This is a genomic window from Bradyrhizobium sp., from assembly GCF_036009065.1.
Taxonomy (GTDB): Bacteria; Pseudomonadota; Alphaproteobacteria; order Rhizobiales; family Xanthobacteraceae; genus Bradyrhizobium.
In genome coordinates this window covers 1-14,133 of record NZ_DASYMN010000423.1, presented here as the reverse complement: position 1 = coordinate 14,133, position 14,133 = coordinate 1, and the positions used below count along the sequence as shown (strand labels likewise).

At 64.0% G+C, this 14,133-nt stretch carries 11 protein-coding genes and 1 pseudogene; 7 read left to right on the top strand and 5 right to left on the bottom strand.

Annotated features, from left to right (window positions below; genetic code table 11):
* Positions 1-906: pseudogene (gene lysK, locus VGP39_RS25345) on the top strand (lysine--tRNA ligase); the annotation flags it as partial.
* 156 nt (positions 907-1,062) lie between these two features.
* Positions 1,063-1,845, top strand: coding sequence for a class II aldolase/adducin family protein (locus VGP39_RS25340; protein WP_327570832.1), 783 nt, complete (start codon positions 1,063-1,065; stop codon positions 1,843-1,845).
* A 159-nt stretch (positions 1,846-2,004) separates the two neighbouring features.
* Here the strand turns inward: VGP39_RS25340 and VGP39_RS25335 are convergent, their stop codons facing one another.
* The gene (locus tag VGP39_RS25335; RefSeq protein ID WP_327570834.1) at positions 2,005-2,631 is read right to left on the bottom strand and encodes a helix-turn-helix transcriptional regulator; all 627 of its coding nucleotides are present in this window, start codon (positions 2,629-2,631) and stop codon (positions 2,005-2,007) included.
* A gap of 197 nt (positions 2,632-2,828) precedes the next feature.
* Between VGP39_RS25335 and VGP39_RS25330 the strand changes: the two genes are divergently transcribed.
* Positions 2,829-3,173, top strand: coding sequence for a DUF952 domain-containing protein (locus VGP39_RS25330; protein ID WP_327570831.1), 345 nt, complete (start codon positions 2,829-2,831; stop codon positions 3,171-3,173).
* The gene (locus tag VGP39_RS25325; RefSeq protein WP_327570830.1) at positions 3,170-4,264 is read left to right on the top strand and encodes a quinone-dependent dihydroorotate dehydrogenase; all 1,095 of its coding nucleotides are present in this window, start codon (positions 3,170-3,172) and stop codon (positions 4,262-4,264) included. The genes VGP39_RS25330 and VGP39_RS25325 overlap by 4 nt, the downstream gene beginning before the upstream one ends.
* Before the next feature lie 8 nt (positions 4,265-4,272).
* Here VGP39_RS25325 and VGP39_RS25320 read toward each other — a convergent pair whose 3' ends face one another.
* From VGP39_RS25320 to VGP39_RS25310, 3 genes are all read right to left on the bottom strand, one after another.
* A complete protein-coding gene (locus tag VGP39_RS25320; RefSeq protein WP_327570829.1) occupies positions 4,273-4,611 on the bottom strand; it encodes a DUF6460 domain-containing protein in 339 nt (112 codons plus the stop codon).
* Positions 4,612-4,755: 144 nt separating this feature from the next.
* Positions 4,756-6,414 (bottom strand): cisplatin damage response ATP-dependent DNA ligase, encoded by a 1,659-nt coding sequence (locus tag VGP39_RS25315; protein ID WP_327570828.1) that lies wholly within the window; start codon positions 6,412-6,414, stop codon positions 4,756-4,758.
* A complete protein-coding gene (locus tag VGP39_RS25310; protein WP_327570827.1) occupies positions 6,411-7,451 on the bottom strand; it encodes a ligase-associated DNA damage response exonuclease in 1,041 nt (346 codons plus the stop codon). Before VGP39_RS25310 ends, VGP39_RS25315 begins: the two co-directional genes overlap by 4 nt.
* Before the next feature lie 152 nt (positions 7,452-7,603).
* Here VGP39_RS25310 and VGP39_RS25305 point away from each other — a divergent pair, with 152 nt between their 5' ends.
* Positions 7,604-8,530, top strand: coding sequence for a class I SAM-dependent DNA methyltransferase (locus VGP39_RS25305; protein ID WP_327570833.1), 927 nt, complete (start codon positions 7,604-7,606; stop codon positions 8,528-8,530).
* 72 nt (positions 8,531-8,602) lie between these two features.
* On the opposite strand, the gene VGP39_RS25300 is transcribed toward VGP39_RS25305, so the two are convergent.
* A complete protein-coding gene (locus VGP39_RS25300; RefSeq protein WP_327570826.1) occupies positions 8,603-10,021 on the bottom strand; it encodes an outer membrane protein in 1,419 nt (472 codons plus the stop codon).
* A 202-nt stretch (positions 10,022-10,223) separates the two neighbouring features.
* Between VGP39_RS25300 and VGP39_RS25295 the strand changes: the two genes are divergently transcribed.
* Together VGP39_RS25295 and pdeM are read left to right on the top strand one after the other, a co-directional pair.
* Positions 10,224-12,788: a ligase-associated DNA damage response DEXH box helicase gene (locus VGP39_RS25295; protein WP_327570825.1), complete on the top strand. Its 2,565-nt coding sequence runs from the start codon at positions 10,224-10,226 to the stop codon at positions 12,786-12,788.
* Between the two features lie 3 nt (positions 12,789-12,791).
* The gene (gene pdeM / locus VGP39_RS25290) at positions 12,792-13,505 is read left to right on the top strand and encodes a ligase-associated DNA damage response endonuclease PdeM (protein WP_327570824.1); all 714 of its coding nucleotides are present in this window, start codon (positions 12,792-12,794) and stop codon (positions 13,503-13,505) included.
* Positions 13,506-14,133 lie beyond the last annotated feature (628 nt).

The window sequence follows — 14,133 nt, the reverse complement described above, 5'->3', positions numbered from 1 at the left end:
CCGGATTGGGCGATGCGCTGGGTCGCGCTGGGCGTCGATTACGAGATGGCAGGCAAGGACCTGATCGATTCGGTAAAGCTGTCCGGTCAGATCGCGCGCGCGCTTGGCAGTACGCCGCCGGAAGGCTTCAACTACGAGCTCTTCCTCGACGAGAACGGACAGAAGATATCCAAGTCGAAGGGCAATGGCCTAACCATCGATGAGTGGCTGCGTTATGCGTCGCCGGAGAGCTTGTCGTGCTTCATGTATCGGGAGCCGAAAGCGGCCAAGCGCCTGCATTTCGACGTGATCCCGCGCACGGTCGATGAATATCAGCAATTCCTCGACGGCTATCGGCGGCAGGATGGAAAGCAGCGTTTGTCGAATCCGGTCTGGCATATTCACGCCGGCGATCCGCCGGCCGCCGATATGCCGGTCACGTTCCAGTTGCTGCTGACGCTGGTGTCGTCGTCGAATGCCGAGAATGCCGCGACGCTGTGGGGTTTCATCGGGCGCTATCGTCCGGGCGTGACGCCCAAGACCCATCCGAAGCTCGATGCGATGGTCGGCTATGCCATCAATTATTATCGCGACTTCGTGGCGCCGACCAAAAAATTCCGCGAGCCGACCGAACCTGAGCGGGTGGCGCTGCAGGATTTGCGCGACGCGCTGTCGCAACTGCCACCTGGGTCATCCGCCGAGGAGATCCAGAACGTCGTCTACGAGATCGGCCGCCGCGAGCCGTTTCTCGATGCGGTCAAGAAGGGCAAGGACGGCCGGCCGGGCGTCTCGCTCGACTGGTTCAACATGCTCTACCAGGTGCTGCTCGGCCAGGAAAAGGGCCCGCGCTTCGGCTCGTTCGTCGCGGTCTACGGATTGCCGAATGCGGTGGCGATGATCGACGGCGCGCTGGCGCGGTCGGCATAACATCAATCGTCATGCGCGGGCTTGACCCGCGCATCCATCACACTTTCGCAGGAAGCCCATTCCGTTTTGATGGATTGCCGGGTCAAGCCCGGCAATGACGACAGCTAAAAATTGCGCTATTCTATGTCGCAGAACAACAAATGTTAGGAGGACGCCATGCAGTTCAGGGTTTCGCCGAAGACGCTTGAGAATTACAGCGCCGAGGAATGGCAGGCGCGGGTCGATCTCGCGGCGGCGCACCGGCTGGCCTTTAATCAGGGTTTTAGCGAGGGCATCTTCAATCACCTGACCTACGTGGTGCCGGGCAGCAGCGACCGCTACTACCAGATTCCGTTCGGGATGCATTGGTCCGAGGTGACGGCCTCCTCGTTCATGGAGGTCGGCATCGATGATGGCAAGGTCAAGCGCGGCGAAGGTGAGGTGGAGCGCTCCTGTTTCTGCATCCACGCGCCCATCCACAAGGCGCTGCCGCAGGCCAAGGCGGTATTTCACACCCACATGCCCTATGCGAGCGCGCTGACGCGCCTGGAGGACCCGCGCATCAAGGAGATCGGCCAGACCGAGGTCGGGATGTCCGGGGAAATAGCGTATGACGACGAATACACCGGACCGGCCCTCGATCCGGCCGAAGGCGCCCGCCTCGCCAGAGTGATCGGCGACAAGACGGTGCTGTTCATGGCCAATCACGGCATCAGCACGGTCGGCGAGACCGTCGCCGACGCCTATGACCGGCTTTATTACATCGAGCGCGCGGCACAGGTTCAGATCTATGCGATGTGGACGCAGCAACCCCTGAAGCAGCTTCCCGACGCCGTCGTCGAGAAGACCAAGCGCGATATCGGCGGGACCGACCTCTACCAGGGCCCGACGCCGGCACAGCGGCACTTCGACGCGCTAAAGCGCATCCTCGACCGCAAGGAGCCCGACTACGCTTCGTAAGGGGGCGGGCGTCGCCCGTGCTCTTCACCTCTCCCCTGCGAGGAGAGGTGAACCTGAACGTCACGGCGACCCGACACAAGACCAGCATGCTTTAGTCCGCGTCGGTGCACCCTTACCCCGACCTTCTCCCCGCAAGCGGGGCGAGGGAGAAGGGCTGCTCTACTGGCTCGCCCACACGATTCGCGCGATCCAGTCGACGTCGGCCGCCGCAAGGGTGCGGTCGACATGGTTGGGGTTCATCGAACTCAACTCCAGCGTCTTGGCGGTGCGGCGCTTCAGTTCCTTGACCATCACCTCGCCGTCCCTGGTTTTCACCACGACGCGGTCACCCTTGCGGATCTGGGCGCCCGGCGACACCACGATGACATCGCCGTCGCGATAGGCGGGCTTCATCGAGTCGCCGGAAATTTCCAGCGCGTAGGCATGCTCGTCGTTCACCGAAGGCAGCCCGACTTCGTCCCAGCCCTTGCCGACGGGAAAGCCGCCATCGGTGAAATAGCCGCCGGCGCCGGCTTGCGCGAAGCCGAGCAGCGGCACCGATTGGACAACGCGCGGGGTGTCCTCGATCAACGAGACGAAAGTGTCGATCGGCACATTGGTGGCGGCGAGCGCCTTGGCGACCGATTCGGTCGACGGCCAGCGTGGACGGCCCTCAATCGTGATGCGCTTGGATTTATTGAAGGTGGTCGGATCGAGGCCCGACTTCTTGGCAAGGCCGGAGGCGGTCAGTCCGGAGCGCTCGGCAAGGCGATCCAACGCGCCCCAGATCTGGTCGTGCGTCAACATTTCAGCTTGGTATTTGGCCATGGTTCCAACCCTATGAAAAAATCTAGGAATTATTACCTCAATTGTTGCGGCTGCGCAACCCTCCCTGTGGATAAATGCTGCTCTTGAAGTACGGCCACCCCGCCGATACGGTCGGAGCGGAGCCCGGAAATGCCGATAAATCCCAAAAGACTCAATAACAAGCGGGAATTGCGGCGTTGCGCATGATTTACAAAATCTGTCCCGCCTCGGCCTGGCGCGAGGCCGAGCGGAGCGGCGTCTTCCGCGGCAGCGCCGACGACCTGCGCGACGGTTTTATCCATTTTTCGACCGGTCCGCAGGTGGCGGAGACCGCGAGAAGGCACTTTTCCGGCCAAACCGGGCTGTTTCTGATCGCGGTCGATGCCGATTCGCTCGGCGATTCGCTGCGCTGGGAGCCGTCGCGCCAGGACGAGCTGTTTCCGCATCTCTACGGCGAACTCGATCTCGGGGCGGTCACGGCCGTGCTCGACATGCGCACGCGTTCCGACGGAACTCACGACATCCCGGAGCTAGAACCGTGATTCGCGCATTCGACGCCTTTTCTTTACCGCTGCTGCGCTGGTTCGACCCGGAAGACGCGCACCGGCTGGCAATCCAAGGATTGCGGCTGCTGCCGCCGATCCGGCCGCGGCCGGACGATCCAAAACTTGCGGTGCGCGCCTTCGGACTGAATTTCCCCAATCCCGTTGGAATGGCCGCCGGCTTCGACAAGAGCGCGGAGGCGCCGGATGCGCTGCTGCGGCTCGGTTTCGGTTTCGTCGAAATCGGCTCGGTGACGCCGAAGCCGCAAGCGGGCAATCCGCGTCCGCGGCTATTCCGGCTGGAGCGCGACGAAGCCGTTATCAACCGCTTGGGATTCAACAATGACGGCGCCGACGCGGTGCTGCGGCGGCTGGCAAATCGCGCGCATCTTGCTGGCATCGTCGGCGTCAATGTCGGCGCCAACAAGGATTCGTCCGACCGGACCGCCGATTACGTCAGGCTGATCGAGACCTTCGCGCCGGTGGCGAGCTATTTTACCGTCAACGTCTCGTCGCCGAACACCGCGGGCCTGCGCAACCTGCAGCAGGCGGCGGCGCTCGACGATCTCCTGGCAAAGGTGATCGATGCGCGCGAGCGGGTGCGTCAGAACGCCGGCGATTCGCCGGTGCTGCTCAAGATCGCGCCCGATCTGACGCTGAACGAGCTCGACGATGTCGTCCACATTGCGCGCTCGCGCCGGATCGATGGCATGATCGTCGGCAACACCACGATCACGCGGTCCTCGACCTTACGCGAACAGAGTCGCGCCAAGGAACAGGGCGGCTTGTCCGGCCGGCCGCTGTTTCGATTGTCGACGCGGATGGTGGCGGAGACCTATGTGCGCGCGGAGGGCGCCTTTCCATTGATCGGTGTCGGCGGCATCGACAGCGGGTGCGCCGCGCTGACGAAAATCCGCGCCGGCGCAAGCCTGATCCAGCTTTATTCATCGCTGATCTACAAGGGCCTCGGCCTCGTCGACAGCATCAAGGCCGATCTGGCCTCGACGCTGCTGCGAACGGGACGCGATTCGCTTTCCGAAATCGTCGGCGCCGACGCCGCGACGATCACCGCCGAGGACTGGCCGGTCTAGGTTTCCGATCATCGCCCGCGCGGCGCGCCGAACAGTCGCGAGATCAGCCAGATCGGAATCACGATCACGGCGCCGAGCAGGAAATAGCGCCACAGCCCGTTGATGGCGTCGAAGCCGAGCTCGTAGATCCAGTTGAACAGCCGGCGGATACTGGCGACGATATTCCAGGGATCGAAGCCGATGGCGGCGAGCACCACGCCGACCAGGATCGACAGCAGGATCAGGCGAAACGCCACCGAAAGCGGCGAGCCGCCGAGAAATCGCGACAGGCCATCCTCACGCCGCGGCAGACCTCGCGGATAATCCCGCGGCGTGTCACCGGGAATCTGGCTCGTCTCGTTCTGCATCATGGTCTCCCGCCGTCGCACCGTTGTAGCCGGCCCAGCGCAAATGGGGAACGGGCCATACGGCGTCAATGGCCGCCGGCCGCCGCCGTTTTCTATTTGGTGCGTTTTCTTCATCCGAACCGGTTTTCACCTCGCTCGAAAATGCTACAGCTGAATTGCTGCGTCGGATTTCAGCATCCGCTCCAGCGTTTCCAGCCGGTCGGCCTCGCGCGGCGGCTTGTCCCAGCGCAGCCGGTTGATGCGTGGAAAGCGCATGGCGACGCCGGATTTGTGGCGCGGCGAGCGTTGCAGGCCTTCGAATGCGACTTCCAGCACCAGCCCCTGGTCCGGCTCGTGCACGACGTGACGCACGGGCCCGAATTTTTCGGTGGTGTTGCGGCGCACGAAACGGTCGATCTGCAGCAGTTCTTCATCGGTGAAGCCGAAATAGGCCTTGCCGACCGGGACCAACTGCTCGCCGCCCTCGCCTTCGGTCCAGACGCCGAAGGTATAGTCGGAATAATATGACGAGCGCTTGCCGTGGCCGCGCTGCGCGTACATCAGCACGGCGTCGATCAGGTGCGGATCGCGCTTCCACTTCCACCACTGTCCTTTCGGCCGGCCCGGCAGATACGGCGCATCGCAGCGCTTCAGCATCACGCCTTCGACCGCCTCGGCGTCATCGCCGGCTCCCGCGCTTGCCGGATCGGCGCGCGCCGCCTTCAGTTCGTCCCAGCTGGCGAAGGCAATTGTCGGCGACAGGTCGATGCGGGGATCGTCGAGTTTTGCGATGAACGCTTCGAGCCTCAGGCGGCGCTCGGCAAAGGGCAACTCGCGAAGGTCATTGTCGCCATCGCCCAGCAGGTCGTAGGCGCGCAAATGGATCGGATATTCCTTCATCAGCTTCGGCGACACGACCTTGCGGTTAAGCCGTTGCTGCAGAACGTTGAAGGTCTGCACCCGTCCGTCACGCAGCACCAACAATTCGCCGTCGATGGCGCCCGGCAGGTGCAGCGACGGCACCAGATCCGGAAAGCTCTTGGTGATGTCCTCGCCGGTGCGCGAGTAAAGCCGCGCGACCATGTTGCCGCGCTCGTCACGGCCGCCGACCGCCTGGACGCGAATGCCGTCCCATTTCCATTCGGCCATGAAATCGGCGGCGTCCAGCGCGTCGAAATCGGCGTCCTCGATCGCATGCGCCAGCATCACCGGCCGGAACGGCGCCGGATCGCGGTTGACCGGCTTGTCGGCGCGGCCTTCCAGCCAGGCAAACAAATCGAGATAGGGCGGCGCAAGCCCCGGCCACATCAGTTCGATGTCGTGGACATCCTCGCCGCCGACCGCCGCCGCCGCGGTTTTGGCAAGACGCGCGGAGACGCCAATCCGCATCCCACCGGTGACGAGCTTTAGCAGCGCCCAGCGGCCGGTCTCGTCGAGCTCATCGAGCCAGCGTGTCAGCTGCGCCGGCAGTTCGGTCTTGCCGAGGGTACGGAGCGTGGTGACTACCTCGGTGAGGGTTGGCGGGGGCGGATGATTGTGGAGAGCCGGTGCGGCCTTCGGCCACATCAGCGCCACCGTCTCGGAGAAATCGCCGACATAGTCATGCGATAGCGCGAACAGCACCGGATCGGTGCGCGCCATGATCAGGTCGCGGATCAGCCCCGGCTTGGCGTGTTTGAACGACAGCGCTCCGGTCAGCGCCGCCAGCGCATAGCCGCGATCCGGATCAGGCACTTCGCGAAGGTAGGAGGTGATCAGCCGCAGCTTGTTGTTGCGGCCGGGCTCGTAGGCGAGACGGTCGAGCAGTTCGGCGAAGCGGTTCATGCCTCAGCGCCTTCGTCTGCCGGCAACGCCTCGTTCTCATCCTCGTCGCCGTAGCCCACCAGATCGAGCGGCCGGGCGACCAGGCCCTTGGCCGTGCACCAGTGCACCAGTGCATCTTCCTGGCCATGGGTGACCCAGACTTCACCGGCGCCGGTGGCGTCGATGGTCGTGGTCAGGCCGTCCCAGTCGGCGTGATCCGAAATCACCAAAGGCAGTTCGACGCCGCGCTGCCGGGCCCGCGCGCGCACCCGCATCCAGCCCGACGCGAATGCCGTCACCGGATCGGGAAACCGCCGTGTCCAGATATCGGAGGTGGCCGATGGCGGCGCCAGCGTGATGGTGCCGGCAAGCTCGGCCTTCTTCATGCCCTTGACCATGCGCAGCTCGCCGAGCGGCACGCCGCGGCTTTCGTAGTAGCGGGTGATCTTTTCCATCGCGCCGTGCAGATAGATCGGCGCGTCGTAACCGGCTTCGCGGATCAGCGCGATCACGCGCTGGGCCTTGCCGAGCGAATAGGCGCCGACCAGATGCGCGCGTTCGGGAAACAGTGCCACCGATGCCAGCAGCTTTTTTACTTCGCCGGCCGCGTCGCCGTGGCGGAACACCGGAAGGCCGAAGGTGGCCTCGGTGATGAATACATCGCACGGCACCACTTCGAACGGCGCGCAGGTGGGATCGGGCGCATCCTTGTAGTCGCCGGAGGCGACGATGCAGGTATCCTTGCAGGACACCGCAATCTGCGCGGAACCCAGCACGTGGCCGGCGGGGTGGAATTTGATTTTGACATCGCCGACACGAATTTGCTCGCCATAGCGAACAGCCTGCGTTGTGTGCGCAAAGTTGTCGCCATAGCGCAGCCGCATCATGTCGAGGGTTTCCTGGGTCGCCAGCACGGCGCCGTGGCCCGGGCGGGCGTGATCCGAATGGCCATGGGTGATGACGGCGCGCTCGACCGGCCGCAGCGGATCGATATGAAAGCCGCCGGGCTTGCAGCACAGGCCGGCGGCGACGGGCATCAGGATGTCTTGCGGACGCATGCCGGTTATATAGGCCCGCTTGCGACGATTTGAACCGTCATGCGCGGGCTTGACCCGCCCATCCATCTTCCGGAACAATTCTTGTCGATGGATTGCCGGTCGTCCTCGATCAAGTCGGGGACAGGCTCCCGGCAATGACGAATGTAGAGACCATGCCCGCGCGATTGTTCCTGTCTTCCGGCGATATGATCGCCGACCGCCGTTTCGATTTCGCGCGCGATCTGCAGTTGAAAGGCGATCTTGCCGCCGCCGCTGATCTGCTGCTGCAGGCCACCGACCTTGCGCCCGGCTTTGCCTCGGCGTGGTTCACGCTCGGAGACATTCGCGCGCAGTTCGGCGAACGCGAGCAGGCGATCGCGGCCTTTCGCAAGGCGCAGGCAGCCGATCCCGATGACCGGCACGGTGCAAGCCTGCGGCTGATGCTGCTGGGCGCCGAGAAGCTTTCGGGCATGCCGCCGGCCTATGTGCGTTCGCTGTTCGACCAATACGCGCCGAAATTCGAATCCGCGCTGGTGGATGACCTCGGCTATCGCGGGCCGGCGCTGTTGTTCAAGGCCGTGCTCGCCACGCGCGCCGCCGTCCGCAAGCCGGCGTTCTTCAAGCGCGCCATCGATCTTGGCTGCGGCACCGGGCTTGCCGCGCGCGCGTTTGCCAAAGAGGTCGATGCGTTCGCCGGGATCGATCTGTCGCCGCGCATGATCGAGCGGTCGCGCGCCAGCGGGCTTTACGCCGAGCTGGAGGTGGCGGAGATGGTGCAGGGCCTGGGCGGCAAACCCGACGCCAGCGCCGACCTTATTCTCGCAGCCGACGCGATGGTGTACCTGTCAGACCTCGCGCCGCTATTGCGCGAAGCCGCGCGCGTGCTGGTGCCCGGCGGCTTGCTGGCATTCACCACCGAGACCCATGGCGGCGAGGGCGTCATCCTCGGCGAGGCCCTGCGTTATGCCCACGGCTCCGCCTACGTCTGCAATTCGATCGCGGCTGCCGGCCTGACGCTGTCGCGGCTGCAGAATTTGTCCGCGCGGAACGAGGACAACGCGGCGGTGCCCGGGCTCGTGGCCGTCGCGGCAAAAGCCTGAGCCGTTGCGCGGCCGTCAAACAAAAACCCCGGCCACGAGGCCGGGGTTTTGATGTCTGCGTTGTCGTCGCGGTCAGTACTTCGCAACCACCGGGGAATTGAAGTGATAGTTCAGGCCGGTGCGGAAGATGTGCTCGTGAACCTGGGTGCTGTTGGCCGCCACGAGTGCTCCCGGTCCGGCGAAGACACCGGTCTGGGTCCCGAGATCGACATAGAGATACTCGGTCTTCGAGGTCCAGTTATTACCCAGCACTCCGACCAGGAAGGTGAACGGGGTCTCGATACCGCCACCGACCGTCCAGCCACCTTTGGTGTTCGAGAATTCTACGTTACCCACGCCGGTACCGAGATTATAGGCGATCTTGGTCTTTATGCTGCCGTAGGCGTAACCGCCGGTGGCGTAGAACAAGGTCGACCCGACCGAATAACCGACGCGGCCGCGTGCGGTACCGAACCAGGGCAGGCTGGCGTCATAGGCGGCAAACAGCGCCACCGGATTGCAAGATGCCACGCAGGCACGGTTGTCGCGCTGGCTCGATCCCTGGATATCGGCTTCAAGGCCGAAAACCCAGTTCGCCGCCTGCCAGTTGTAGCCGGCCTGGACGCCCCCATTAAAGCCGTCCGGAGAGAGGTTGAAGAATTCGGTGGTACCGGCAGCACTTAATGCCGTGCGGTCGCGGCCGATGCCGGAGCCAATATTGCCGCCGAGGTAGAAGCCGGTCCAGTTCGACGCCGGCGGCGGGACGTAAGCCGCGCCGTTGCCGCCGATGCGGTAGTTCAGGCCGACCCGGAAGATTTGCTCACGGATGTCGGTGCTCATGGCTTGGGGAATGCCGTTCAGCGTGAACAGGTCGAGACGGTCGCCGAGCGTAAACCACAGATATTCGATCTTGCCGGTCCAGTTGCCGCCGAGCGAGGCTTCGATGCCGCTGCCCCAGGTCCAGCCGCCACGGTTCTGGTTGGACGCGAATGCGCCGGTCGTGCCGATGGTTTCCGTCAGTGTCGTCTTGACGCTGCCATAGGCCCAGCCGGCCGTGACGTAGGTCAGGACCGGGCCGGTCGCGATACCGACGCGTCCGCGGACCGTGCCGAACCAGTCAAGCTTCTGGCTGAACTGGGAATTGACCCCCACCGTGCAGCCGAGCAGGCAGGTGTAACTGTCCCGCATCCCCGTGCCCTGGATGTCGGCTTCGGCGCCGAATACCAGCGCGCCGAAAAAGGCGTTCTGAACCTGCCAGTTGTAGCCGATCTGGCCGCCGCCGAGGCCGCCTTGGGGGTTGAGGTAGGATGCTTCGAATGAGGGCGGGACTACTAAGCGGGTATAATCCCGGCCGATGCCGACCCCGGCGTTCACGCCGATGTAAAATCCGGTCCAGTCATAGACCATGGCGACCGGCGCTTTGAGGTAAGGCGCCTTGACCGCCATGTCCGCCGCTTGGGCGCTTACTGCGGTTCCGAGGAGTGCTGCAGCTCCAGCCAGAATCTTTTTCATAATCGTCCCCAAGTTCCAAAATTGAACTTAGAGTGTATCCACAAGGTCCAAGTCTGTCTGTGGCGGAGCAGTCACACTGACTGGGAATGATACGTGGCAGGCCATAAACTGCATAAAATACCGCCTTTGGCGGTATCCCGGCGCGCTGGATCATCGCGCAATCGACCTCGACCGGGCGACTCGGAAGGCTTACGTCTCAGGCGTGCTGGTTCCGGATCGCGATTGCCAACTTCAACTGCTGCCAGAAACCTTCCTGCGCTGGTTCGCCGCGCGCGGCTGGTCGCCCCGCGAGCATCAATTGGCGCTGCTGGCAAAAGCCCGGGACGACCGTTCGGCGCTGCTGATCGCCCCCACCGGCGCCGGCAAGACGCTGGCCGGGTTTCTGCCGACGCTGGTGGAGCTTTCTTCCCCGTCCTCCGTTGCGAGGGGAGGCGAAAAGAAGCTCGTCTCCACGGGACGTGACGTGGCGCGCAGCCGCGGCTTGCACACGCTCTACATCTCGCCGTTGAAGGCGCTGGCAGTCGATATCGCGCGCAACCTGGAGACGCCGATCGCCGAGATGGCGTTGCCGATCAAGGTCGAGACCCGCACCGGCGACACCCCGGTGTCGCGGCGGCAGCGGCAGCGGCGCTATCCGCCGGATATTTTGCTGACCACGCCCGAGCAGCTGGCGCTGCTGCTGTCGTCGGACGACGCGCCATTTTTGTTTTCATCCCTGAAGCGCATCGTGCTCGACGAACTGCACGCGCTGGTGACCTCGAAGCGCGGCGATCTGCTGTCGCTCGGGCTGGCGCGGCTGTGGCGGCTGGCGCCGCAGCTGCGCTCGATCGGCCTGTCGGCCACGGTGGCGGAGCCGGAATCGCTGGCGCGGTTTCTGGTCCCGCAACGCGACGGCACCAGCGAGGCCGCCGATATCGTCGTCGCCGGCGGTGCGGCCGCCCCCATCGTCGAGATGCTCGACACCCGCGAGCGGCTGCCATGGGCGGGCCATACCGCGCGCCATGCGCTGAGCGAAATCTACGACCTGATCAAGCGCAACAAGACCACGCTGGTGTTCGTCAACACCCGTAGCCAGGCCGAGATGCTGTTCCAGGACCTCTGGCGCATGAACGACGACGGCCTCGCGATCGCGCTGCATCACGGCTCGCTCGACGTCGCCCAGCGCCGCAAGGTCGAGGACGCCATGGCGGCCGGCAGATTGCGCGGCGTGGTCTGCACCTCCTCGCTCGATCTAGGCGTCGACTGGGGCGATGTCGACCTGGTGATCAATATCGGCGCGCCGAAGGGGGCGTCGCGGCTGATGCAGCGGATCGGCCGCGCCAACCACCGCATCGATGAGGCTTCGCGCGCGGTGCTGGTGCCGGCCAACCGTTTTGAAGTGCTGGAATGCCGCGTCGCCATCGATGCGGTGGCGGAGAATGCGCAGGACACCCCGCCGCTGCGCACCGGCGCGCTCGACGTGCTGGCGCAGCATGTGCTCGGCTGCGCCTGCGGCGAGCCGTTTCTCGCCGCCGAGCTTTATGACGAAGTGCTGACGGCAGCGCCCTATTCGGAGTTGACGCGCACCGACTTTGACGACGTCGTCGATTTCGTCGCCACCGGCGGCTACGCGCTGAAAACCTATGAGCGTTTCGCACGCATCAAGCAGGATAACAACGGCCGCTGGCGCGTCACCAATCCGCGCGTGCGGCAAAGTTATCGCCTCAACGTGGGCACCATCGTCGAAGACACCATGCTGAAGGTGAGGCTGGTGCGCGCGCGCGGCGGCGGTTCGGGTTCGACCGGCGCACTGGCGCGCGGCGGGCGAATGCTGGGCGAGATCGAGGAGGCCTTCATCGAGGGGCTGGTGATCGGCGACACCTTCGTGTTCGCCGGCGAGGTCGTGCGTTACGAATCGCTGATGGAGGACCAGGTCTATGTGTCCCGCGCCAACGATGCGGACGCCAAGGTTCCATCCTACAACGGCGGCAAGTTTCCGCTCTCGACCTATCTCGCCGAACGGGTGCGAAAGCTGCTCGCGGACAAGCGGGCGTGGAACGGCCTGCCCGACCAGGTGCGCGACTGGCTGTCGCTGCAGGCCGATTTCTCGCGCGTGCCAGGCGTGCGCGAACTGGTGGTGGAAACCTTTCCGCGCGCCAACAAGCACTACCTCGTGTGTTATCCGTTCGAGGGACGGCTTGCGCACCAGACGCTGGGCATGCTGCTGACGCGGCGGATGGAGCGTGCGCGGGTGCGACCGCTGGGCTTCGTCGCCAATGAATACGCCTTGGCAGTGTGGAGTCTCGGTGACCTGTCGTTCATGATCCGGCAGGGAAAGTTCGATCTGAATGCGCTGTTCGATCCGGACATGCTCGGCGACGACCTCGAAGCATGGCTTGCGGAATCCGCGCTGATGAAGCGCACTTTTCGCACTTGCGCGGTCATCTCGGGCTTGATCGCGCGGCGGTTCACCGGCGAGGAAAAAACCCGGCGTCAGGTGCTGTTCTCGACCGACCTGATCTACGACGTGCTGCGCAAGCACCAGCCCGATCACGTGCTGCTCCGCGCCGCGCGCGCCGACGCCGCAACCGGGCTGCTCGATATCCGCCGGCTCAGTGATATGCTGGCGCGAATCAAGGGGCGGATTCTCCACAAGGAACTTGACCATGTTTCGCCGCTCGCGGTGCCGGTGATGCTGGAAATCGGCCGCGAGTCAGTCTATGGCGAAGCCTCCGACGAGTTGCTGGCGGAAGCTGCGGACGACCTTGTCAAAGAGGCGATGGGATAGAACGTGACGGCACCCGCGGAAATTTCAAAAGACGAGCCTTCCACCGTGCGCATCGCCACCGTCACGATCGCAGGCGTGACGCTGGTCGCTGACCTGTCTGGCGCATTTTTCTGGGAAACAGAACGCCTGCTCGTCGTCTCCGATCTGCATCTGGAAAAGGGCTCCAGCTTTGCCGCACGCGGTGTGCTGCTGCCGCCTTATGACACCGTGGCGACGCTCTCCCGCCTCAGCGCGGTGATCGCGCGGCATGACCCGCGCACTGTGATCGCGCTCGGCGACAGTTTTCATGATCGGAAAGCTCATGAGCGATTGTCGGCACCGGACCGCGAGGCGATCGCCGCATTGCAGGTGCGGCGCGACTGGATCTGGATCTCCGGCAATCACGATCCGGCGCTGCCGTCCGATCTCGGCGGCGTGGTCGCCAGCGAGGTTGCGATCGGCAGAATCGCATTTCGTCACGAGCCGACCGGCGCCGCCGGCGAAATCGCCGGTCATCTGCATCCGAAAGCGCGCGTCACCACGCGCGGACGCACGGTGGAGCGGCGATGTTTTGCCAGCGACGGCGAGCGCGCAATAATGCCGGCGTTCGGCGCCTACACCGGCGGCTTGAACATTCGCGACGCGGCGTTCGCCAAAATATTTCAGACGCCGGGCTTCATGGCGCATGTGCTCGGCGATAGCCGCATGCACGCGATTTCGGCCTCGCGCTGCTATTGACCAACGTCCGGACGTCCGCGTTTTGGAAGCGGCGGTGGTGGCGATGGGTGTGGGATTTTTTATCTGAACCTCACACCGCCGTCATCCTGAGAGCTTGTGAATCTATTGATTTTTGCGTTTTCCGACATGAGTCAAATCAAAGACTTAGGACCCGCAGAAACGTCGAAATTCGAATAGATTCACAAACTCTAAGGAGCCGCGCCTTGCGCGGCGTCTCGAAAGGAAGCAGCCCCCGTCGAAGCCAAGCTGCGTCAGGTCGATTTTGTTGCACGTTGGTTCAACAAGACCACGAACGCTCTTCCAGAGCACTGACGACACGGCGTATGGGTCCCCGCCGGAGCCTGTCATCGGGCCGGCAATAGCCGGACCTGTTGGCGGGGACGACGCAGAATGTGTGTCGACGCGTTGCCAATTTCCGAATTCAAATTTCAAACAGCCAAGCGCTTGCGTTCCCGCGCCGCCGCGCGAGTTGGGCTTTTAGTTCTCTTCCCCTCGACTTTGAGGGGAGACGGAGCGCCGAACGACGCGCCTTGGTAGTAACAAAAGCGCCTTTCGGACGCTCCGTCGCAGCGATTTCTGTCCCTGGGGCCGTGCTTCCGGCACGAGGAGAGGCTTGCGCCACGATCCC